16 protein-coding genes and 1 tRNA gene are annotated in these 22,647 nt (G+C 66.0%); 10 read left to right on the top strand and 7 right to left on the bottom strand.

The window, feature by feature from the left end; all coding sequences use genetic code 11:
- Window positions 1-27: 27 nt before the first annotated feature.
- Window positions 28-870, bottom strand: a complete 843-nt coding sequence (locus tag ACOI2T_RS26030; RefSeq protein ID WP_409505959.1) for a cyclodehydratase — start codon at window positions 868-870, stop codon at window positions 28-30.
- Window positions 871-932: 62 nt separating this feature from the next.
- Window positions 933-2,363: a zinc-dependent metalloprotease gene (locus tag ACOI2T_RS26025; RefSeq protein WP_409505960.1), complete on the bottom strand. Its 1,431-nt coding sequence runs from the start codon at window positions 2,361-2,363 to the stop codon at window positions 933-935.
- A gap of 91 nt (window positions 2,364-2,454) precedes the next feature.
- On the opposite strand from ACOI2T_RS26025, the gene ACOI2T_RS26020 reads away from it, so the two are divergent.
- The 5 genes from ACOI2T_RS26020 to ACOI2T_RS26000 all read left to right on the top strand — a co-directional run bounded on the left by ACOI2T_RS26020 (window position 2,455) and on the right by ACOI2T_RS26000 (window position 11,826).
- The gene (locus ACOI2T_RS26020) at window positions 2,455-3,483 is read left to right on the top strand and encodes a YlbL family protein (protein ID WP_067856411.1); all 1,029 of its coding nucleotides are present in this window, start codon (window positions 2,455-2,457) and stop codon (window positions 3,481-3,483) included.
- A 96-nt stretch (window positions 3,484-3,579) separates the two neighbouring features.
- Entirely contained in the window at window positions 3,580-6,597 is a 3,018-nt protein-coding gene (locus ACOI2T_RS26015; protein ID WP_085144909.1) for a UPF0182 family protein, read from the top strand.
- A 101-nt stretch (window positions 6,598-6,698) separates the two neighbouring features.
- Window positions 6,699-10,097, top strand: a complete 3,399-nt coding sequence (locus ACOI2T_RS26010) for an ATP-binding protein (RefSeq protein ID WP_409505961.1) — start codon at window positions 6,699-6,701, stop codon at window positions 10,095-10,097.
- Window positions 10,098-10,282: 185 nt separating this feature from the next.
- The gene (locus tag ACOI2T_RS26005) at window positions 10,283-11,677 is read left to right on the top strand and encodes an FAD-binding oxidoreductase (protein WP_409505962.1); all 1,395 of its coding nucleotides are present in this window, start codon (window positions 10,283-10,285) and stop codon (window positions 11,675-11,677) included.
- Window positions 11,678-11,752: 75 nt separating this feature from the next.
- Window positions 11,753-11,826: transfer RNA gene (locus ACOI2T_RS26000), tRNA-Met, on the top strand.
- Window positions 11,827-12,159: 333 nt separating this feature from the next.
- On the opposite strand, the gene ACOI2T_RS25995 is transcribed toward ACOI2T_RS26000, so the two are convergent.
- Entirely contained in the window at window positions 12,160-12,624 is a 465-nt protein-coding gene (locus ACOI2T_RS25995; protein WP_409505963.1) for a VOC family protein, read from the bottom strand.
- A gap of 352 nt (window positions 12,625-12,976) precedes the next feature.
- Between ACOI2T_RS25995 and ACOI2T_RS25990 the strand changes: the two genes are divergently transcribed.
- From ACOI2T_RS25990 to ACOI2T_RS25980, 3 genes are all read left to right on the top strand, one after another.
- Complete coding sequence (locus ACOI2T_RS25990; RefSeq protein ID WP_409505964.1) at window positions 12,977-13,258, top strand: MarR family winged helix-turn-helix transcriptional regulator; 282 nt, start codon at window positions 12,977-12,979, stop codon at window positions 13,256-13,258.
- 92 nt (window positions 13,259-13,350) lie between these two features.
- Complete coding sequence (locus ACOI2T_RS25985; protein ID WP_067856440.1) at window positions 13,351-14,796, top strand: DHA2 family efflux MFS transporter permease subunit; 1,446 nt, start codon at window positions 13,351-13,353, stop codon at window positions 14,794-14,796.
- 96 nt (window positions 14,797-14,892) lie between these two features.
- Window positions 14,893-16,275, top strand: a complete 1,383-nt coding sequence (locus ACOI2T_RS25980) for an AAA family ATPase (protein WP_409505965.1) — start codon at window positions 14,893-14,895, stop codon at window positions 16,273-16,275.
- A 92-nt stretch (window positions 16,276-16,367) separates the two neighbouring features.
- Here ACOI2T_RS25980 and ACOI2T_RS25975 read toward each other — a convergent pair whose 3' ends face one another.
- Genes ACOI2T_RS25975 through ACOI2T_RS25960 form a run of 4 tightly spaced genes read right to left on the bottom strand, consistent with a single transcriptional unit; the run spans window position 16,368 to window position 20,490 of the window.
- Window positions 16,368-16,808 (bottom strand): DUF5078 domain-containing protein, encoded by a 441-nt coding sequence (locus tag ACOI2T_RS25975; protein WP_409505966.1) that lies wholly within the window; start codon window positions 16,806-16,808, stop codon window positions 16,368-16,370.
- Window positions 16,801-17,136 (bottom strand): DUF732 domain-containing protein, encoded by a 336-nt coding sequence (locus tag ACOI2T_RS25970; protein WP_409505967.1) that lies wholly within the window; start codon window positions 17,134-17,136, stop codon window positions 16,801-16,803. The genes ACOI2T_RS25975 and ACOI2T_RS25970 overlap by 8 nt, the downstream gene beginning before the upstream one ends.
- The gene (locus ACOI2T_RS25965; RefSeq protein ID WP_085144922.1) at window positions 17,136-20,033 is read right to left on the bottom strand and encodes an MMPL/RND family transporter; all 2,898 of its coding nucleotides are present in this window, start codon (window positions 20,031-20,033) and stop codon (window positions 17,136-17,138) included. Before ACOI2T_RS25965 ends, ACOI2T_RS25970 begins: the two co-directional genes overlap by 1 nt.
- Window positions 20,034-20,064: 31 nt before the next feature.
- Window positions 20,065-20,490, bottom strand: coding sequence for an MmpS family transport accessory protein (locus ACOI2T_RS25960; protein ID WP_067856458.1), 426 nt, complete (start codon window positions 20,488-20,490; stop codon window positions 20,065-20,067).
- Between the two features lie 203 nt (window positions 20,491-20,693).
- On the opposite strand from ACOI2T_RS25960, the gene ACOI2T_RS25955 reads away from it, so the two are divergent.
- Window positions 20,694-21,365 (top strand): TetR/AcrR family transcriptional regulator, encoded by a 672-nt coding sequence (locus ACOI2T_RS25955; protein WP_067856462.1) that lies wholly within the window; start codon window positions 20,694-20,696, stop codon window positions 21,363-21,365.
- A 204-nt stretch (window positions 21,366-21,569) separates the two neighbouring features.
- Entirely contained in the window at window positions 21,570-22,619 is a 1,050-nt protein-coding gene (locus ACOI2T_RS25950; RefSeq protein ID WP_067856693.1) for an alpha/beta fold hydrolase, read from the top strand.
- Window positions 22,620-22,647: the final 28 nt, after the last annotated feature.

Genomic DNA, 22,647 nt, shown 5'->3' with positions numbered 1-22,647 from the left:
CCCACAACCAACTGGCAACATTCGTTTTCAACAGGGGCACTCCGGATGCCGTGACCAGCGGCGCGCAACGATCGAGTAGCCGTCGGCGTCGAGTTCGAGCGTGGTGTTCAGGGTCGGCGGCGGATCGGTTGCGGGCGCGGCGGCGTCGCCGACGGCGCGAATCACGAGATCGACCTGGCGCAGCGCGAGCGCGGCGGTGGCCAGGAGAGTAGCGCGGTTCGCGCTGCCGACCGCCCCGCGCAATTGTGCGGCGACCGCGGGCCAGGCCGCGTCTTTGTCGCTGCGGTGCAGGTCAGCGCATTGCAGGCAGCTGGTCACGCCGGGCAGGACCAGTGGACCGACGAGTCCGGCGCCATCCCGAACCCGGACGGGGAGATGTGCGACGCCGGTGCGGTGCAACTCGCGCACCACGCGCGGTTCGGTGATCAGGTAGTCGGCCAGCACCACCAGGTCGGTCTGATCCGGGACGGCCGCCGCGTGTGGCTGGGCGCTGCGCCGGACTCGGGCGCCCGAGCAGCGCAACGCACTGGCCATCAGCTCCGACAGCGGTCCTCGGCCGTGGATGCGAATCGATGCCGTGCGCGCCGGAGGCGGAGGAGGGACGGTGAGCAGCGCCGCTGCGGCGAGCGCGGCGATCACCTCGTCGAGCGCCGCGCTGTCGGGAAAGCCGCACTGCGCTGCCGCAGTGGTCAACTCGTCCCGGCTGATCCCGGCCTGCAGTGCCCGCAGCAGGGCGGCGAGCTGGGTTTGCGTCGTTCCTGCCGGTGGGTGCACGAGCACCGCGCGGCGCGGATCCCAGCCGATCTGAACTGCGCCGTCGGGCCGCAGCAATACCGGCTTGTCCGCCGCCAACACATAGCGCGCCGTCATGCGACGACTCTGCCATGTCCAGCAGGTATGGCGATTCAGTTATCCACAGGCACAAGCCGGCGTCAGTTGTCAGGCTTGTCTTCGCCCTTGGCGGGGCCGTCGTCAGGGCCCTTGCCCTGCTCCTTCTCGAGGTCGGCCAGGCCCTGTTCGAAAGCCTGCTCCAAGGCGCTGTCGATGCCGCTGGTGTCGCCGCCGACCATCCGGTCGATGAATCCGGCGGGTTCGTCGAGATCGGACGAGTTCGGCAGCAGGTCGGGGTGTTGCCACACGCCGTCGCGGGCATCGGCGCCGACGGCCTCGGTCAGCCGTTCCCACAGCGCAGCGGCTTCCCGCATCTTGCGGGGCCGCAGTTCGAGGCCGACGAGCGTGGCGAAGGTCTGTTCGGCCGGGCCGCCGGTCGCGCGGCGCCGCCGCAGGGTCTCCGACAGTGCCGAGGTGCCGGGGATGCGATCGCCGAGTGCGGCGCTGACGACGGTCTGTACCCAGCCCTCGATGAGCGCCAGCAGGGTTTCGAGCCGCTCCAGCGCGGCCTCCTGCTCGGGTGTGGCCTTCGGCTCGAAGATGCCCTGGTTGAGCAGCTGCTCCATCTCCGACGGATCGCTCAGCGACGCCGGATTGAACCCGCGGGCGAAGTCCTCGATGCCCGACATGTCGACCTTCATGCCCTTGGCGAACGCCTCGACGGCACCCAGGAGCTGGCTCGACAACCACGGCACGTGGCTGAACAGCCGGTGGTGGGCGGCTTCGCGAGCGGCCAGGAATGTCAGGATCTCGCTGCGTGGGCGTTCGAGCCCCTCGGCCAGCGATTCGACCGCTTCCGGCATCAGCGCGGCCACGCCCTTGGGTCCCAAGGGAAGCCCGATATCGGTGGAGGTCAACACTTCTCGCGACAACTTGCCCAACGCCTGCCCGAGCTGCGAGCCGAACGCCATGCCGCCCATCTGCGACATCATGGCCAGCAGCGGCCCCGCCATGCTCCTGGCTTCCTCGGGCAGCGCCGAGGCCCAGACCGCCGAAATCTGCTCGGCCACCGGATCACACAACCGCTTCCAGGTCTCCAGCGTGTTGTCGAGCCAGTCGCTGGGCGTCCAGGCCACGGCCTTCGTCGTACCCTCGGGCAACGGCGTCACCCCGTCGAGCCACGTCTCGGCCAACCGGACGGCGTCGGCCACCGCGCCACGGGTCTTCTCGGGCACCGGCGCCACGAAGCCGATCGAGCTCGACGCCAACTGCCGGGCCAGGTCGTAGTTCACCGGCCCCGACTTGCCGCCTGCCATCGCGCCGCCCGCGCCGCTGAACATCTCGCCGAGCTTGGTGAAAATCTGGCCGAGGTCGCCCATGTTGAAGTTGCCCCCGGCCGTGCCGAAGCCGAACGGATCCGACCCCGGACCAGGTCCGGGATTGCTCGGGCCGGACCCCGAATCAGGGTCCTTTTTGGGCTTGTCTTTGTCGGGGTCATCCCCGGCGGAGAAGCCGAAGGGCAGGTCAGCCATACCCTCAACGGTACTCATGCCGGGGTGTCCGCGTGCCCGTGCGGGTCACGCTCTAAGTGAACCTGTAACCGCAGGCTTTACTGTGGGCGGCGTGAACAGGCGGATTTTGACGCTGCTGGTCGCGCTGGTGCCCCTCGTGGCGTTCGGCGTGCTGCTGTCGGTGGTGAAGGTTCCCTTCGTGTCGCTGGGGCCCGGTCCGACGTTCGACACCCTCGGCGAGGTCGAAGGCAAGCAGGTGGTCGACATCGAGGGGCCGGACGCGAATGTCCACCCCACGACGGGGCATCTGAACATGACGACGGTGTCGCAGCGCGACGGGCTGACGCTGGGGCAGGCGCTCACGCTGTGGATGTCGGGTCGCGAGCAGCTGGTCCCGCGTGATCTCGTCTATCCGCCGGACAAGTCCAAGGACGAGATCGACGAGGAGAACACCGCCGATTTCAAGAGCTCCGAGGACAGTGCCGAATACGCCGCACTGTCTTTCCTGAAGTACCCGATGGCGGTGACGGTGCAGGGCGTCACCGATCCTGGTCCGTCGGCAGGCAAGCTGCACGACGGTGACGCGATCGACGGAGTCAACGGCAAGCCCGTCGCCAACCTCGATGAATTCCAGGCGATCCTCAAGGCCACGAAGCCGGGCGACACGCTCGTCATCGACTACCGCCGCAAGAACGCCCCGGCCGGTGTTGCCACGATCACGCTCGGCGACAACCCCGACCGTGACTACGGCTATCTGGGCATCGGGGTGCTCGACGCGCCATGGGCGCCGTTCGACATCGACTTCAACCTGGCCAACATCGGCGGGCCGTCGGCCGGTCTCATGTTCAGCCTGGCCGTTGTCGACAAGCTGACCACCGGCGATCTCAACGACGGCAAGTTCGTCGCGGGCACCGGAACCATCACCGGGGACGGCAAGGTCGGGTCGATCGGCGGCATCACCCACAAGATGCTCGCCGCCAGGGAGGCCGGCGCCACGGTGTTCCTGGTGCCCGCCGACAACTGCACGGAGGCCCGTTCGGCACCGCAGGACGGGCTGGAGTTGGTGAAGGTGGAAACCCTCACCGGAGCCGTCGACGCCTTGCACACGCTTTCCGCTGGTGGCGAACCTCCTCGCTGCTGAGCCGCATGTCGTCGGCACATGACTAGAGTTGTAGAAAATCGGTCGGGCCGCATGGGGCTCGTCACGTTTCGAAGAATCTGAGACTGGAGTTGACGAGTGGGTATGCGGCCCGCGGCAAGGATGCCGAAGCTGACGCGACGTAGCCGGATTCTCATCGGCCTGGCACTGGTCGCGGTGCTGCTGTTGCTCATCGGGCCGAGGTTCATCGACACCTATGTCGACTGGCTGTGGTTCGGCGAGCTCGGGTACCGGTCGGTGTTCACCACCGTCCTGGCCACCCGGATCATCGTGTTCCTCGTGGTGTCGGTGTTGATCGGCGCGATCGTGTTCGCCGGCCTGGCGCTGGCCTACCGGACCCGTCCGGTCTTCGTGCCGACGGCAGGCCCGAACGACCCGGTGGCCCGCTACCGCACCACCGTGATGGCGCGGCTGCGGCTGTTCGGCATCGGCATTCCGGTCTTCATCGGGCTGCTCGCCGGCATCGTCGCGCAGAGCTACTGGGTGCGCATCCAGCTGTTCCTGCACGGCGGCGATTTCGGCGTCACCGATCCGCAGTTCGGCAAGGACCTCGGCTTCTATGCATTCGATCTGCCGTTCTACCGGCTGGTGCTGAGCTACCTGTTCGTGGCGACGTTCCTGGCGTTCGTCGCGAACCTGCTCGGCCACTACCTGTTCGGCGGCATCCGGCTGACCGGTCGCACCGGTGCGCTCAGCCGCGCCGCGCGCATCCAGCTCATCAGCCTGGTCGGCACGCTCATCCTGCTCAAGGCGTTCGCCTACTGGCTGGACCGCTATGAACTGCTCAGCAACACCCGCGCGGCCAAGCCGTTCACCGGTGCCGGCTATACCGACATCAACGCCGTGCTGCCGGCCAAGCTCATCATGCTGGCCATCGCGGTGATCTGTGCGGTGGCGGTGTTCTCGGCAATCGTGCTGCGGGATCTGCGGATTCCGGCGATCGGCGTGGCGCTGCTGCTGCTGAGCTCGCTCGTGGTGGGTGCGGGCTGGCCGCTGATCGTCGAACAGTTCAGCGTCAAGCCCAACGCCGCGCAGAAGGAGAGCGAGTACATCAGTCGCAGCATCGCGGCGACCAGGCAGGCGTACGGGCTGACCGACGAGACCGTGACGTATCGCAACTACGAGAGCAGCGGTCAGACGACGGCGGCCCAGGTCGCCGCCGACCGGGCGACCACGTCGAACATCCGGCTGCTCGACCCGACGATCGTCAGCCCCGCCTTCACACAGTTCCAGCAGGGCAAGAACTTCTACTTCTTCCCCGACCAGCTGGCGATGGACCGCTATGTCGGCCCGGACGGCAATCTGCGTGACTTCGTGGTCGCGGCTCGCGAGCTCAACCCGGACCGGTTGATCGACAACCAGCGCGACTGGATCAACCGCCACACCGTCTACACCCACGGCAACGGCTTCATCGCCTCGCCGGCCAACACGGTGCGCGGAATCGCCAACGACCCCAACCAGAACGGCGGCTACCCCGAGTTCCTGGCCAGCGTGGTGGGCGCCAACGGCAGCGTCGTGTCGCCCGGCCCGGCCCCGCTCGATCAGCCGCGGGTCTACTTCGGCCCGGTCATCGCGAACACGCCCGCCGACTACGCGATCGTCGGCAAGAACGGCGACGTCGACCGCGAGTACGACTACGAGACCAACACCGAGACCAAGAACTACACCTACACCGGCAGCGGCGGTGTGCCGATCGGCAACTGGCTGACGCGCAGCGTCTTCGCCGCGAAGTTCGCCGAACGGAACTTCTTGTTCTCCAACGTGATCGGCGAGAACAGCAAGATCCTGTTCAACCGTGACCCGGCCGAGCGCGTCGAGGCGGTGGCGCCTTGGCTGACCACCGACACGAGCGTGTACCCGGCGATCGTGAACAAGCGGATGGTGTGGATCGTCGACGGCTACACGACCCTCGACAACTATCCGTATTCGGAGCTGACCACGCTGTCGAGCGCGACGGCCGACTCCAACGAGGTCGCGGTCAACCGGCTCGCGCCCGACAAGCAGGTGTCCTACATCCGCAACTCGGTGAAGGCCACCGTCGACGCCTACGACGGCACGGTCACGCTCTACGCCCAGGACGAGAACGATCCGGTGCTGCAGGCGTGGATGAAGGTGTTCCCCGACACCGTCAAGCCGAAGGCCGACATCTCCAAGGAGTTGCAGGACCACCTGCGTTACCCCGAGGACCTGTTCAAGGTGCAGCGGGCCCTGCTGGCCAAGTACCACGTGGACAACCCGATCACGTTCTTCTCGGCGCAGGACTTCTGGGACGTGCCGCTCGACCCGAACCCGACGGCAAGCAGCTTCCAGCCGCCGTACTACATCGTCGCGAGAGACCTTGCGAGCAACGACAATTCGTCGTCGTTCCAGTTGACCAGCGCACTCAACCGGTTCCAGCGTGACTTCCTGGCGGCCTATGTCAGTGCGAGCTCGGACCCGTCGACGTACGGCAAGCTCACCGTGTTGACCATTCCGGGCCAGGTCAACGGTCCCAAGCTGGCGTTCAACGCGATCAGCACCGACACCGCGGTCAGCCAGGACCTCGGTGTGATCGGCCGCGACAACCAGAACCGGATCCGGTGGGGCAACCTGCTGACACTGCCGGTTGCCGACGGCGGTCTGCTCTACGTCGCGCCGGTGTACGCGTCGCCGGGCGCCAGTGATGCGGCCTCGTCGTACCCGCGCCTGATCCGCGTCGCGATGCTGTACAACGACCGAGTCGGATACGGCCCGACGGTCGGCGACGCGCTGACCGAGCTGTTCGGCCCCGGCGCCGCGGCCACCGCGACGAACGTCGCCCCGACCGACGGCCGGCCGCAGGCCGCACCACAGCAGGCGCCGACCGACGGGCAGGCACCCGCCGCGCAACCGCCTGCCGACCAGGACGGCAGGCCGGCCCAGGCCCCGCCGCCGGCAGCCGCGGTGCCGCCGAGTGGTCCGGTGCAGCTCTCCGGACCGAAAGCCGCGGCGCTGCAGGAAGTCCAGTCGGCGCTGACCGCCGCGCAGGAAGCGCAGCGCAGCGGTGACTTCGCCGAGTACGGCGAGGCGTTGCAGCGCCTCGACGACGCGATGAAGAAGTTCGACAGCACCCGCTAACTTCGCACCGCGAGCGACCGTGTTTGTACGCCGACACTCCGTGTCCGGGCGTACAACCACGGTCGCTCGCGCGGCCGGACGCCGACATTTACGATGCCCCGGTGCACTATCGCGTGCTGGGGCCGTTGCAGGTGGTGCACGGAGGCTCGCCCGTCGACATCGGCGCGCCCAAACAGCGTGCCGTGCTGGCGATGCTCCTGCTTGCCGACGGCCGCGTCGTTTCCGTCGATCGCCTGATCGACGCCGTGTGGGGCGACGACCCACCAGCGAGCGCGACGGCCAGCCTGCAGGCCTACATCTCGAACCTTCGCCGGGCGCTGCGCCACGAAACCGCAGTGTCGCCGATCGTGCGTCAACCCCCGGGCTACTTTCTCGACGTTCCGGCGGATGCGGTCGATCTCACGGTGTTCGCGTCCGGGTGCGCGCAGGCCGCCGCGGCTGTGGAGGAGGCCCGCTGGGCCGACGCGCTGGCCGCCGCCGACGACGCACTGGCGTTGTGGCGCGGCAACTTTCTCGACGACCTGCGGGATCAGGAGTGGGTCACCGAGGACGCCGCCCGTGCCGCCGAGATGCGCACCGAGTGTGTCGATCACCGCATCACCGCGTTGCTGGCGCTCGGGCGCGTACCCGCGGCACTCGCCGCCGTCGTGGAGCTGCGCGCGGCCGAGCCGCTGTCCGACCGCGCCTGCTGGTTGCACATGCTGACGCTCTACCGGTCCGGTCGGGCCTCGGACGCGCTCGAATCCTATGGCCGCTACGCCCGACTGCTCGATGAGGAACTCGGCCTTGCACCGGGAGCGGAGGTGCGCGCGCTGCAGTCCGCGATCCTGCGCCAGGCACCTGAGTTGGCGGCGTGGCCGCGGTCTCCTGAATGGACCGGTGCGGGGGAGGTCCACACACCAGCCGGCCCGATGCCGCCGCCTCCGGCAACCGAGGTGCGGCGTGCGGTGATGATCGGGCGGGATCGCGAATTATCCGTGGCTGCAGACCTTCTCGCCGATGTCCGGGCGGGGGAGACCCGCTGGCTGGTGCTGTCCGGCCCGCCGGGTATCGGCAAGACCCGCCTGGCCGAGGAGATCGACGATCGGTTCGATCTCGGGGCGATCTGGGTGACGTGCCCCGACGAGCAGGCTCCGCCGTGGTGGCCGATGCGCCAACTGGTCCGCGGCCTGGGCACTGACCCCGACGAGGTGCTGGAGGTGCCCCCGCACGCCGACCCTGACACCGCGCGGTTCCGCGTCTATGAGCGCGTGCAGACGCTGTTGGAGCAGGCACGACGGCAGGTGGTCGTCGTGATCGACGATGTGCAGTGGGCGGATTCGACGTCGGCGGCCTGTCTGGCCTACATCGCCGGTGCGCTGTGGGGACATCCGGTCGCGGTGCTGCTGACCGTCCGCGACGGCGAGCACAGCGCCGAGGTTTCCCGCCTATTGGCGACGGTCGCCCGCGGCGAAGGCAATCGCCACCTCGTGCTGTCCTCGTTGTCGTCTGAAGATGTTGCCGCACTTGCCAATCAGATCGCCGAGGACGGAGTCGACGAGGACGAGGCACATGTGCTGGCGGAACGGACCGGTGGAAACCCGTTCTTCGTCTCGGAGTACGCACGGCTACCGCGCGCCGAGCGCGGCGAGATACCGGTCGCGGTCAAGTCGGTGCTTGAGCGCCGACTCGCCGGACTCGACCCGGCCGTGCTCGGCGTGCTGCGCGTGGCCGCGATCATCGGTGACGCGATCGACGCCGACGCCGTTCCGGTGCTGGCGCAAGTGGCCGGTCTGGATTTCGACAGTCTCGCAGACCATCTCGACGCCGCAGCCGACGAACGCATCATCGTGAGTGCGCATTCGGCTGACGGCTATGCGTTCGCACATGGGCTCCTCCGCGAGCACCTCGTCGCCGACCTGCCGGCGCTCCGCCGCCAACGGTTACACGCGCAAGTGGCAAAGGTTCTGGCCGACAGCGCATCCGAGGATGCGGTGCCGCGGCGGGCTCAGCACCTGGTGGCCGCGCAGCCGTTGGCCGATCCGCAGGACGTGGTCGCAGCTTGCCGGCTGGCCGCCGAGCAGGCGACCGCGCGCTGGAGCTCGGACATCGCCGCCAACTGGTGGCAGGCCGCGCTGGACGCCTACGACCGGCTGCCCGCGACCTCACGCAGCGATACCGAGCGTGACGCGCTGACCGTGGCGATGCTGGAAGCGCATTCACGCGCCGGCCGTGGCCGGTTGGTGCTCGACACCGTGGAACGCCATCTTGCCGACGCGCTGCGCAGCGAGCGGGCCGAGACGGCGGGCCGGGTCGCGAGTGCGCTGCTGCGGGCCAGTGGGGGCTGGCCGTGGCTGGCTCCCGGCGACGATTCGGGCGCGCTGCTGGCGTTGCTGGAACGTGCGGCGAGGATGGCCGACGCGCATCCGGCCGCAGGCGCGCGTGTGCTCGCTGCGCTCGCCGTCGGCCTCTGCTACCACCCGGATTCGGCGCTGGCCGCCGGGCACCTCGACCGGGCCGAGGAATTGGCCGACAGCACAGGCGATCCCGACATCATCGCCGATGTCGTGATGGGCCGGCTCATCACCTACTCCGGCGTGGCCTCCTTCAGCCGCCAGACGTTCGACTGGATCGCGCGGTTGAACTCCTTGCGCCACACCAGGTCCCGTGAGGACGCGGTGATCGCACACTCGGTCGCGACGATGGCTGCCATGACGCTGGCCGACGTCTCGCTCGCCGAACACCATCTGCGAGCCGGCGTCGAGGGCAGTGAAGAACTGCAACTTCCCGTGCTGCGGGCCCAATTGCGGTGGATGGAAGCGGTGTTGGCGATGTGGCACGGCGACTTCGCCGAAGCGCAACGCCACCACGCGATCGCCGCGCACGTCCATGAGCAGACCGAACTCTACGTCGCCGGTAGCGGTCTCGTCGCGGTCGTGACACTGCTGCGCGAACAGGGCGGACCGATCGGGCCGGGCTGGTCAGGCCTGCAAGCCAGTAGCGAGACCGGCGGCCAGAGCATGGAGGCTCTCGTCCACACCGCGCTGCTCACGATCGACACCGGTTCACGCGCCGAGGCCGTCGCACGGCTCGACGGCTGGCTCGCCGACGGGAATCGCGCCGAGGTGTGGACCACCCTCGGCCATCTGACCTGGCTCGCACATCTGGCGGCCGATCATGAGCTGACTGAGTACGCGACGCCGCTGGTGGCCGCGCTCGAACCGTTCATCGACTGCATCGCGGTGATCGGCCAGGTCGGTCTCGCCGGACCGGTTTCGTTGGCGACGGCGCGCCTACAAGCACTACAAGGGGACCGCGAGCGTGCGCTGGCGGACCTGGCCCGGGCCGAGGACATCGGCCGCCGCCACGGCGGCAAGCCCACGCTGCTGCGGTGCGCGCTGCTGGCCTGCCAACTCGACGAGGACGGGCAGGCCCGCCGCGAGGCAGCCCGTGCCGTCGCACGCGAAGCCGAGGCACTCGGCATGCGCGGCATCGCCGCCCGCGCACTGCTGATTACTTGACACCGCGTGATTACTTGACACCGCGAGCGACCGTGTCTGTACGCCGACACTCCGTGTCCGGGCGTACAAACCCGGTCGCTCGCGCGGCATCGGCTTGCCACATTCTTGAGCTCGGCGCCAAGTGAAAACCAAGCGGGCCGAGCGATGCTGTGCGCAACTCGCCTGGACTGCTTGGAGGACATCCGATGACCCTGACCGACCTGCCGCACGACGGACTTGCCGACGCCCTCGGTGAACTGCGCACCCACGTCGCTGCACCCGTCGCGCTGCCCGGCGAAGCCGGCTACGAACGCGCCACCCCGTGGAACGTGGCCGCAGCCGTCGAGCCCGGCGCGGTCGTGCTGGCGACCTCCGCGTACGACATCGCCAACACCGTGCGCTTCGCGGTGGCGCGCGGCCTGCGGGTCGCCGTGCAGGCCACCGGCCACGGCGCCCTCGCCGTCACCCGTGACACCATCCTCGTGGTCACATCCGGAATGACCAGCTGCACAGTCGATCCCGCCACCCGCACCGCCCGAGTCGCGGCCGGCGCCAAATGGCAGCACGTGCTCGACGCGGCCGCGCCACACGGCCTCGCCGGACTGTGCGGATCCTCACCCAACGTCGGTGTCGTCGGATTCCTCACCGGCAGCGGGATCGGGCCTCTGGTCCGCACCGTCGGAGTGTCCTCGGATTACGTACGCTCCTTCGAATTGGTCACCGGTAAAGGGCAATTGCTGCGCGCGACGCCCGACGAAAACGCCGAGCTGTTCTGGGGCTTGCGCGGCGGCAAGTCGACGCTCGGCATCGTCACCGCGGTCGAGATCGACCTGCTACCGATCCCCGAATTCTACGGCGGTGCACTCTATTTCGACGGCGCCGATGCAGCGGCCGTACTGCGGGCGTGGAGCGGCTGGTCGGCCACGCTGCCCGACTCGATCAACACATCCATTTCCCTGCAACAACTTCCGCCGCTGCCCGGTGTGCCCGAGCCGTTGGCCGGACGGCTGACGGTCGCGGTGCGCTACACGGCGGTTGGTGATTTCACCCGCGCCGAGCGACTGTTGGAGCCCATGCGCGCGGTTGCGACGCCTTTGCTGGATACCGTTGCCGTGCAACCATATGCGGCCATCGGCGCCGTGCACGCCGACCCGGTCGATCCCATGCCGATCTACGAACATCAGACACTGCTGCGTGAGTTCAACGCTGATGCGGTCGACGTCATGTTGGCCGCGGCAGGCCCGGACACCGGATCTGTCCAGACGATCGTGGAAGTGAGAATGGTCGGCGGCGCGCTCACGCGTGAGCCCCGTCACCGCAGTGCCTTCTGCCACCGCGACGCCGCCTATGCGGTGACGATCATCGGTGTGCCCGTGCCACCCGTCGCCGACGAGGTCCGCGAGCAGGCAGCGGCCCTCGTGGCCGCACTCGCGCCATGGTCCACCGGTGGTCAGCTGCCAAACTTCGCGCCATCGCACGATGCGGGCCGGGCCGCACGCGTCTACGACGAAGACACTCGGCACTGGCTGGCCGCGCTCGCCGACCGCCACGACCCCGCGGGGGTGTTCCGATGCGGTCAAGTCGTCCGGTTCATCGAGTGATCTCCGGGCAAAAACACCCACTGACCATACGATTTGGAGCACGCCTCACGCCCCCGGTAACCTTGTGTTCACCGACGCGGGGTGGAGCAGCTCGGTAGCTCGCTGGGCTCATAACCCAGAGGTCGCAGGTTCGAATCCTGTCCCCGCTACTAGCGAGAATGGCCCTCGGACGAAAGTCCGGGGGCCATTCTCTATGGGATGGGAACAATTTTGGGAACAATCGCAACCCAATGACCTTGTTGGGAACGGATCCGGAGATTCCGACCAGCAGCCGACATCGAGGCCCGTCCCCGGCAACAAGTGCTGGCGGATCTCCGCAACGTCTCGGTACTCATTGTCGGCACGGTTGCCGCGGGTGCGGTAGTCGCGGAGATAAGCGTTGTGGACTCGAACTCGGCTGCCGACCCCAGCGCAGATGGACGGCTGTGCTGCGACGGAGGCCGGTTACGAATCAGACAGGCTCGAGAAAGCGACCGGTGACTTCAACCGAGGTCGAAGTGGACAAATTCCACCTGGCTTCCGTCCGGATCGACGAAGTCGAACATCGTTCCCAAGTCCCCGGCTACTTTCCGGATCTCCGATCGCGCAACGCCAGAGGTATCAAGCCAACTCGCCCATGCCTGAAGGTCAGCCAAAGACTCAGCCTCGAGTGCGAAATGATCCAGACCGGTACGTACAGGGTCGAACCGTTCACGTGCGTTGCTTGAATGCTCACATAGGTCAAGCACCTGGCCGCCCAGGCTCAGAATCGCCGCGCGTCCCGAGAAACGACGTTGGTCCTCGCCCTCGGGTGTATCCGCCACCAAAACTGCAGCGCCGAGCACATCGCAATAGAAACGAATGCTGCGCTGAAGGTCGGCAACTGAAAGCCCAAAGTGATGCAGTCCGGCCAAGGGCGGACGAGTTGAATCGCTTCCCACGGGCTTTGATGGTGCCAGCAGCGGCACCTGATGACCTGTCGTTTCGGCGTCTTGGGGCGATGGTGGGCCTCCCACAGCCTTATCGCAGCATTGACAAACGGCAGCCGGCCAAGCAAAAGGGCCGTGGATCCGAGCGGCTCATGCGTCTGGCAGAGCGTGTGAGAATCTGCTGGCGGAAGGGACGTTGCTGGAGCTTGCCAGTTAACACTCAACTATGTCTGAACTGCGCATATGAGACTTGGCGGCACTTCAGAATTTCGGTAAAGCCGGAGTTAGAGCCCAGAGGCCGCAGGTTCGAATCCTGTACCCGCTAATTAGGGAGAACAGCCCTCGGAGCCGGGGGCCAGTTCTCTTTGGGTTAGGTACCCAATTCAGCCTGGTGTACCCGAGATCTGCGCGCGTCGGCGCGGCAGTCGGCATCGCGCAAGGCACCGCGTCGACACTGCTTGAGGCGCTCGTGCGTGATGGGCTCGTGGCGCGCTCCGAGGACTCCGCTGATCGACGCGTAACAAAGATGGTCGCGACTCCGAAAGGCGTGCAGCAGGCAGAGTTATGGCTGCGGGCCTACGAGGCCGCCGCCGAGGAGTTGTTCGCGCCGCTTCCGCGATCCCGCTGGACCGAACTCGTCGACATCATGTCGCTCCTCAGCAGCCAGGACTGAGCGCCACTGCGGCAAAAACGATTTTCGGCCCCAAGGTTTCACACATACCCTGGGGAGCCGCGCAGACGAAGTCGGGGGAGTAGGGAGAGGTAATGACGACGGGCCCGAGCACGGGGGAGACGGTGACGTTGCAGCGTCCCCAGCCGAGCGCCAATGTGATCATCGCGCTGCTGGTCGGTTCGGCGTTCGTGATGATCCTCAACGAGACGATCATGAGCGTCGCGTTGCCTGCCCTGATCGTCGATCTCGACATCGCCGCCAGCACCGCGCAATGGCTGACGAGCGGCTTCCTGCTGACGATGGCCGTGGTGATCCCGATGTCGGGCTCGCTGCTGCAACGCTTTCCGGTGCGCGGCATCTACCTGACGTCGATGGGATTGTTCTGCACGGGCACATTGGTGGCCGCGCTCGCGCCCGGTTTCGCGGTCCTGTTGGTGGGCCGGATCGTGCAGGCGTGCGGTACCGCCGTGATGGTGCCGTTGCTCATGACGACGGTCATGACGCTGATTCCCGCCGAACGGCGTGGGCAGACGATGGGCACCATTTCCATCGTCATCGCCGTCGCGCCGGCGATCGGGCCCACCTTGTCGGGGTTCATCCTCGGTTCGCTCAACTGGCGCTGGATGTTCTGGATCGTGCTGCCCATCGCGCTTGTGGCGCTGACGGCCGGCCTGACGTGGCTGCGCGTCGACGACGAGAAACAGGAGCCGACACCGATCGACGCCGTCTCGGTACCGTTGTCGGCGATTGCCTTCGCGGGCTTGGTGTTCGGGCTCTCGCTGATGGGTGAGTCAAGTCACGGCGAGCAGAGCGTACCCGCGTGGGTACCGATGACGGTGGGCGCCGTCGCGATGGTTCTGTTCGGCGCGCGGCAGGTGCAGTTGCAGCGACGTGATCGCGCGTTCCTCGACCTGCGCCCGTTCACCTACCGACGGTTCTCGGTGTCACTGGCGCTCGTGATCCTCGGCTTCATGGGTCTGTTCGGCGCGATCATCATGGTGCCGCTCTATGTCCAGGATGTGTTGGGGCAGAGCGCGTTGGCCGCCGGTCTGACGAGCCTGCCGGGCGGTGTGCTGATGGGGTTGGCCGGCCCGATCGTCGGCCGGGCCTATGACCGTCACGGTGCCCGGCTGCTCGTCGTGCCGGGTTCGGTGCTCTTGTGTGCTTCGCTGTGGGGTTTCACGATCCTGTCGGCGGCGTCCCCGATCTGGGAACTGATCATCGTGCAGACGATCATGATGGTGGGCCTGTCGATGATGTTCACGCCGTTGATGACCGACGCACTCGCCGTCCTGCCCGACCGGCTCTACTCGCACGGCAGCGCCATCCTGACGACGCTGCAACAAGTCGCGGGCGCAGCGGGTACGGCATTGTTCGTGACGGTCATGACCAAGGCCTCTCAATCGGGTGGCGCCCCGGATCTGCCTGGCGTGCATGCGGCTTTCCTGGTCGCGGCGATCATCAGCATCGCTGCCGTCATCGCGGCGTTCTTCACCGCGCCCCGCCCGAGCCCGGCCGGTGGTACGCCGACGCATTGAGGACGAGCGGGCCCACCGCGCGAAAAACACTTGACCGCACACCCGTCGCGGTGAGACCCTGTTCGACTTGCCTTGTTCCCGAACAACCACGAACTGATGACTCTCACTGAATCCGATACGGATACGACCGCGACGACCGGCGGCGTCGACGCACACCGGCACCCCATCGCAGACGTGGCTGGGTGGCTGGATGGTCTCGACGGGAGCGTGCGGCCTACCCTGCGCGCGCTCGGAGAATTGCTTCTGGGTGTCGCTGAGAGCGAAAGCAGTGAAACCGCAGAACGATTCACTGCCCGGTGTCTGGGCGTTTCAGACTGCGGCAACCTGCTCGATGAGGAACGCTCGTTGAATCCGGTGTCGCGCTTGACGACTGCGGTCGCGCTGGCGCACTGGATCGATGAGTACGCCGACCTCTGTGAGATCGGCCCTGGCGAATACACCAACCCGCCGAAGTGGACTCAGACCGAGATCAGCGGACAGCGCTTTCGTCATCCGATGTGTCTGCGTGTGCATTTCCCCGCAGGCACCCTGCTCGATGACGGCGGGTGCGTCATCCATATCGAGGTCCGCGAGAGTGTCCTGTACTCAGCCGAGGTCAGCGCCTACGTAACGCCGGACCACCAAGGAGATGCGCGCGCCGTGCTGGATCGGCTCGCCGAGCGCGCGAACGCACTCAATCCGTACCGAGGCCGGGCGGTCCGCGCCACCTATGACCAGGGCTTGAGTCTTTCTGTCATTGAACTGCCGTCCACGGCGACCCGCGCGAACGTCATCGTGCCCGACGAAGTATGGAACGAGGTGGACCTCGGCATCACAGCGGTGCGCGACCGGCATGACGTGCTCAACGCGCACGGCCTCGGCGCGAGGCGCGGTGTCCTGCTTTGCGGTCCGCCCGGCACTGGCAAGTCGGCAGTCAGCGCGGTCGTCGCGCGGGCGGTTGTCGGGGAATTCACCGTCATATACGTCGAAGCCAAGGCTGGGGCAGCGCTGCTCACCGCTGTCGTCGAAGAGGCCCAACGGCTGGGCGGCCCGGTGTTACTCGTGTTGGAGGATGTCGACCTGTGGTGCCAGGACCGCGCCGGCGGACAGTCCGGTCTGTCGGAACTATTGCAGGCCATGGATATCGAACCTGAAGCCCGTATCCTCACGCTCGCCTCGACCAACGATGCCGCGACGCTCGATAAGGCAGCGATCCGCACCGGGCGCTTCGACTCCATCGTCGAAGTCGGCTACCCCAACCGCGCAGACGCGGCCCGCATCTTGGCGGCACTCACCACTGGTCTGCCCGGCGGCGGAGATGTCGACGCCTCGGCGGTGGTCAACTCCCTGCCGGAGAACACCAGCGGCAGCGACATTCGCGAAATCGTCCGCCGCGCCGTTCTAGCCGGCGACGACGGCCATGTCAGCACCGCGTCCTTGATGGCTGAGGTGAGTAACGGACGCTACCGGGCTACCGTTCCGACGGGGATGTATCTGTAGTCACCGGCTTCGTCGGCGTCGAGCGTGAACTTCTTGGTGATTATGGGCGAGATTCTCGCCAACAAGCTCACATTCGCGTGGCGCGCCGCGCCTCATCTCCAGTTCCAGACGGACATGTCGTCCGGCGGGTACTGCTGGCAGACGTCGGTGGTGTTGGCGGCGACGCCCTTGTTGTTGAAGAACAGCTTTGCCCAGTTGGGCCAGCGCCAGGCCATGCTCTCGTAGAACGCATTGGTGGCCGTGTTCTCGGAGTACTGGCGACGTCCGGCGTAGTCCAGCGAGAAGAACCAATGGATCCGGTCTCGGGCGCCTTGTTGATCGGCGGCAGGTTTGTTGTTGTAGTCGATCATGTAGCGCTCGTAGTAGACCGGCTCGACGTCGCGCGCGGCCGCCATGATCTGCTCGGCCGTGCACGGCGTCTTGAGAATCCGATTCGGAATCGGGTAATCGTCGGTGGCATCGGCCGACGCCACCCCGGGCGCCGCCGAAAGTGCCACCACCGCAGCCAGACCCGCGATCAGCCGCTTACCCACGAGCTGCCAGCTGTTCCAACACCACTCGCTTCTCCGGGCAGTAGTAGTTGACGGCAGTGCCGAGGAACTGCCACGCCTGCTCCGTGGTGCTGTCCTTGTCGAGTTGATCGGATACAAACTTGGCCGACTCGTGGGCGTCGGCGTCGACACCCTGATACATCCGCTTGCACGTCAACTTCCCGATCCACGCGTTGTAATCCCTCGGCCCGTAGATCCCGTGGATGTGCAACTCGTTGGCGAAGTCGGTGTCCGGGTCCGCATAGGCCGGTGCCGACCACGCCAGAGCCGTTGCTGCACAGGCGATCCCCGCTGCCGCAAGACGCTTCATCAGACGACCGCCTCCTGGGGATCGCGCTGGATCGGCTTCGGCCAGGGCTGTGGTACCGGCCGAGGCCGCACCCGCAGTGGCCACCAGAACCAGCGCCCGAGCAGTGCCGCCAGCGACGGTGTCATGAGCGAGCGCACCACGAGCGTGTCGAACAACAACCCGAGACCGATCGTCGTACCCACCTGGCCGATCACGATCAGATCGCTGACCGCCATGGACATCATGGTGAAGGCGAACACGAGACCGGCGGCCGTGACCACGGATCCGGTGCCGGCCATGGATCGGATGATCCCGGTGTGTAACCCGGCGTGGATCTCCTCCTTCATGCGGGACACCAGCAGCAGGTTGTAGTCCGCACCGACGGCCAGCAACACGATCACCGACATCGGCAACACCATCCAGTGCAACGGGATACCGATCAAGTGCTGCCAGATCAGCACCGAGAGGCCGAACGAAGCACCGAGGCTCAGTACAACGGTCCCGACGATGACGGCAGCGGCCGCGATCGCTCTGGTCAGCACAACCATGATGAGGAAGATGAGGACCAAAGAGGCGACCGCTGCGATGAGTAGGTCGTAGTCGGCACCCTGCTGCATGTCCTTGTACATGGCCGCAGTGCCGCCCACGTACACCGTCGACCCTTCTAGGGGAGTGCCCTTGATGGCGTCGGCGGCAGCGATCTTGAGCGGTTCGATATGCGCGGTGCCTTCTTCGGTCAGCGGATCGCCTTGGTGGAACACGGTGAACCGCACCGCATGTCCGTCTGGCGACAGGAACAGCTTGATACCGCGCTGGAAATCGGCCGTCCCGAAGGCTTCGGGCGGCAGATAGAAGAACTCGTCGTTGAGTGACGCGTCAAATGCCTGCCCCATCGCCGTCTGGTTGTTCTGGTTGGCGATGTTCTGATCCTGCTGGGCCTTTTGCGCCTGGTACTGGTTCAGCAAATACTGCTTCTGGTTCTTCATCGTCTGGATCATCGCCGGCATCACAGCCGCCATCTGAGGCGTCAGCTCTGCCATGCGGTGCAGATCCGGGACGATATCCGCGAAATCGTCGGACATCGTGCTGATGCCGTCCAGCGCGTCGAAGATCGACCGGAGCGAATGGCACATCGGGATGTCGAAGCAGTGCGGTTCCCAATAGAAGTAATTGCGCAGCGGGCGGAACTGATCGTCGAAATCGGCGAGGTGGTCACGCACCTCGTCAAGGTTCTGCGAGGTCTTGTCCATCTTGTCGGCCATGCTGCGGGTGACCTCTGCCAGCTGCAGCGTGATGCCGTAGAGCTTCTCCTGCGAGTCGATGGTCGTCTGCAGCTCGTTGGCCTGCTTGAGCGTGTTGTCCAGGACCTTCTGCTGGTAATCGTTGTTCATCAAAGTGCCTGTGCCGCTTTGGCTCATCGAGTAAGGCAGCGACGCGTGCTCGATGGGCTTGCCGTCCGGCCGGGTGATGGTCTGCACCTGGGCGATGCCGTGCACGCGGGCCATGGCCTTGGCGATCTTGTCGATCACCAGGAAATCAGCCGGGTTGCGCAGGTCATGGTCGGTTTCCACCATCACCAGTTCAGGGTTCATCTTGGCTTCGGAGAAGTGCCGCGTGGCCGCGGCCATGCCGACATTCGCCGGAATGTCGGCGGGCAGGAAGATCCGGTCGTTGTAGGTGGTGTGGTAACCCGGCAGCGTCAAAAGGCCGACGAGGGCCAGTACCACAGCCATGACCAGAACCGCACCGGGCCAACGGACCACGGCCGCACCGACCCGCCGCCAGCCGCGGGCCCGGTCCATGCGTTTGGGGTCGAGAACTTTGCCGAACCGGGTGACGATAGAGATGAGCGCGGGCCCCATCGTCAACGCCGCGGCAACCACGATGGCCATGCCGATCGACAACGGGATACCCATGGTCTGGAAGTACGGCAACCGGGTGAAGTGCAAGCACAGTGTGGCGCCGGCGATGGTCAGACCCGAGGCCAGCACGACATGCGCGGTGCCGTGGAACATCGTGTAGTAGGCCGATTCTTTGTCCTCGCCGATCCGGCGAGCCTCCTGATATCTGCCTATCAGGAAGATCGCGTAGTCGGTGGCCGCTGCGATCGCCAGCGTCACCACCATGTTGGTGGCGAACGTGGTGAGGCCGAACACATTGTGATAGCCCAGGAACGCGACGAGGCCGCGCGCTGAGGACAGTCCGACCACCACCATGAAGAGCGTGATGACCACGGTGATGATGGACCGGTACACGACGAGCAACATCACGGTGATGACCGCGAAGGTCAGCATTTCGATCGTTCTCATGCTGGCATCGCCGACGGCGTTCTGGTCCGTCGTCGTCGCGGCCGGGCCGGTGACGTAGGCCTTGACACCAGGGGGAGCCGGGGTGCTGTTGACAATATTGCGAACAGCTTCCACCGACTCGTTGGCCAGCGTCTCGCCCTGGTCGCCCGCGATGTACACCTGGACGTAGCTCGCCTTGCCGTCGATGCTCTGTGCGCCCGCGGCGGTCAGCGTGTCGCCCCAGAAATCCTGCACATGCTGAATGTGTTTGGTATCGGCACGCAGGGTCCGGACCATCTCGTCGTAGAACGCGTGGGCATCCGCGCCCAGCGGATTCTCGCCCTCCAGCACGATCATCACCGAGCTGCTGGTGTCGTACTCATCGAACACCTTGCCGACGTGCTTGGTCGCGATGAGTGCGGGTGCGTCGTTGGGGCTCATCGACACCGCGCGCATCTTGCCGACTTCTTCGAGCTGTGGCACAACGGTGTTGAGCAGCCCAACGATGACCAGCCAGCCGAGGACGATCGGGATCGAGAAGGTGCGGATGAACCGCGGTAGCCAAGGCCGCGCCGAGTGGCGCGCCGGAGGAATGGAGTCGGTCGGGGTTTCGTCGGTGAACGTGCTCATGCGCGATCCGCCTTCGGGTCCTCGCTGATGCTCATGCGGCCTTCACCAAGCAATACGTCGCAGCGTTCACGCCGTGCGCCGTCCTTTCGTCTTTGACCTCGTCGTCGACGGTGACCCGGCAGCTGATCGAATCACCGTTGCCCTGCACCATGAGGTTGGGCTGTACGGACGGGATCGTCGTCTCCAATCGGAGGGTCCACGGCAAGCTGGCGGATTCGACTCGCTGCGGCAGGCCCTGTAGATCCATGTAATTGACGGTCGCTGTCGTGCCGGTGCCGAAAACCTCGTAGACGACAACCTTGGGATTGAACTTCTGTGCGGTATCGGCTCCCACCGGCGTCACCACTGCCCCATCTGAGCCGAACACCGACCGCAGGTTGCTCACGGCCACGGCGCCGATGGCGATGGCGACCACGATGAGAATCGGTAACCACGCGCGTTTGACTACGGCGTTCACGGATGCGTCCGTCTGTGCGAAGCGGCGCGGTGTCCGGAAATGGTTTTGCGCACAGGACGGCGCTCCGGGACGACGGTCACAGTCGAGCCTTTCCATATGGGTCCGCGGCCGGCCGGGACGGGACGTGTTAGCTAGGTAACCTAAACGGAAAAAGTGGATCGAGTCAATCCACTTATGATGATCATCACCTAAACTTGCGGGTCATGACCACCTATGAGCCTCAGCGCGCATTGCGAAAGGATGCGGAGCGCAACCGGCAGCGCGTGCTCGACGCCGCGCGCGAGCTGTTCGCCGAAAAGGGTCTCGAGGCGACGCTCAATGACGTGGCGCGTCACGCCAATGTCGGTGTGGGCACGGTGTACCGGCGATTCGCCACGAAGGAGGAACTGCTCGACGCGGTCTTCGAGGACGGTATCGACCAGGTTGTCGCCCTCGCGGAATCCGCTCTGGAGTACGAAGATTCGTGGGACGGGTTCGTGTGGTTCGTCGAGCACATGTGCGAACTGACGGCCACCGACCGCGGCCTGCGCGAGATGGTCTACAGCAAGGCCTACGGCGGCTGTGGGGTCGAGTCGTCGCGGCTGCGCCTCATCCCGCCGATCTCGAAACTGGTCGAACGCGCCCGCAATGATGGCCACCTGCGGCCCGATGTGGAACATACGGACATGCCGATCTTGGGCCTGCTGGCCGGCACTGTGAGCGAGTGGTCCGGCCACGTCAAACCCGAACTGTGGCGACGGTATGTCGCATTGTTGCTCGAAGGCATGCGCCGACGGGACGGGCAGCCTCGGCTGCAAGTCGAAGCACTCTGCGAGGAGCGGATGGAAGCCGCGATGCAGGGGTGGCGCCCCGCTGGGTGCCCGATGCAAAGCTGACGCACACAACCGCAGCGGCGATTTCGCCGTCTTCGCTTGACGCGGCTCGGCGAGCGTGTATGTTCAGTCGTGTTATTCCCATTTGGAAGTAACTGACTCGTCACGCCACGGAAGGTGCGACATGGCCCGCCATTGAAGCGCCTGTGGCACAAGCGGATTCAACGATTGTCGGTATCCGGTCCCATCCGCCCGAAGGAGCTCATCGTGCCGCCACCCACCGATGCCGAGTACTTCGACCTCGGCGACTTCACCCTCCAGAGCGGTTTCACGCTGCGCAACGCGCGCCTCGCGTACAAGACCTACGGCACGCTGAACGACGACAAGTCCAACGTGATCGTCTATCCCACTTGGTATTCGGGCTGGCACACGGACAACGAATGGTTGATCGGCACCGACAAGGCGCTCAACCCCGACGAGTGGTTCATCATCGTCCCCAACATGCTGGGAAACGGACTGTCGTCGTCGCCGTCGAACACTCCGGCACCATACGATCGGGCCCGCTTCCCGGCGGTGACGTTCTACGACCAGGTAGAGGCACAGCACAAGCTCGTCACCGAGAAGTTCGGGATATCCACGATCGCGCTCGTCACGGGATGGTCGATGGGTGCGGGCCAGACCTACCAGTGGGCGGTCAGCCACCCGGAGATGGTGCAACGCGCGGCACCGTTCTGTGGTTCGAGTATCACGGCGCCGCACAATAAGGTGTTCCTGGAATCGCTCATCTGCGCGCTCACCGCGGACGCCGCGTGGGCCGACGGCGATTACTCGCCGGAGGCGCTTCCCATCAAGGGTTTGCGGGCATTCGCTCGCGTGTACTCCGGCTGGGGATTCTCGCAGGCGTTCTACTGGGAAGAAACGTGGCGCGAGCTCGGCTTCACGTCATTCGACGACTTCCTCTACGGATTCTGGGAGAACTTCTTCCGCGACGGACGCGACCCCAACAATCTCATCGCGATGCTGCGCACCTGGCACAGCGGAAACGTCGGCAACACACCGGGTTTCGGCGGTGACGTCGAGAAAGCGCTGGCTTCGATCAAATGCCCGTTGCTGGCGATGCCTGCCGAGAAGGACCTGTACTTCCCGCCCGAGGACGAACAGTGGGCGAGCCAGTTCATCGCGCACGGTGAGGTGCGGGTCATCCCCGGTGTCTGGGGCCACTTCGCCGGGGGCGGAGCGAACCCCGTCGACACAGCGTTCATCGATGCGGGCATCCGCGACCTGATGTCGAAGCCGGGTTATTCGCCCGCGGGCTGATTCACGTGGCCTGAGCGCATCTCAAGGC

Source organism: Mycolicibacterium wolinskyi str. Jessa 2025, assembly GCF_049241375.1.
GTDB classification, from domain to species: Bacteria; Actinomycetota; Actinomycetes; order Mycobacteriales; family Mycobacteriaceae; genus Mycobacterium; species Mycobacterium wolinskyi.
Note: the sequence above shows the minus strand (reverse complement) of the source record. Positions and strands in the feature narration are given on the sequence as shown.

Bases quoted from the DNA above. Each gene is read 5' to 3' on its own strand.
- ACOI2T_RS26030 (WP_409505959.1), bottom strand. From the start codon at position 870: ATGACGGCGCGCTATGTGTTGGCGGCGGACAAGCCGGTATTGCTGCGG.
- ACOI2T_RS26025 (WP_409505960.1), bottom strand. From the start codon at position 2,363: ATGGCTGACCTGCCCTTCGGCTTCTCCGCCGGGGATGACCCCGACAAA.
- ACOI2T_RS26005 (WP_409505962.1), top strand. From the start codon at position 10,283: ATGACCCTGACCGACCTGCCGCACGACGGACTTGCCGACGCCCTCGGT.
- ACOI2T_RS25985 (WP_067856440.1), top strand. From the start codon at position 13,351: ATGACGACGGGCCCGAGCACGGGGGAGACGGTGACGTTGCAGCGTCCC.
- ACOI2T_RS25980 (WP_409505965.1), top strand. From the start codon at position 14,893: ATGACTCTCACTGAATCCGATACGGATACGACCGCGACGACCGGCGGC.
- ACOI2T_RS25970 (WP_409505967.1), bottom strand. From the start codon at position 17,136: ATGAAGCGTCTTGCGGCAGCGGGGATCGCCTGTGCAGCAACGGCTCTG.
- ACOI2T_RS25965 (WP_085144922.1), bottom strand. From the start codon at position 20,033: ATGAGCACGTTCACCGACGAAACCCCGACCGACTCCATTCCTCCGGCG.
- ACOI2T_RS25955 (WP_067856462.1), top strand. From the start codon at position 20,694: ATGACCACCTATGAGCCTCAGCGCGCATTGCGAAAGGATGCGGAGCGC.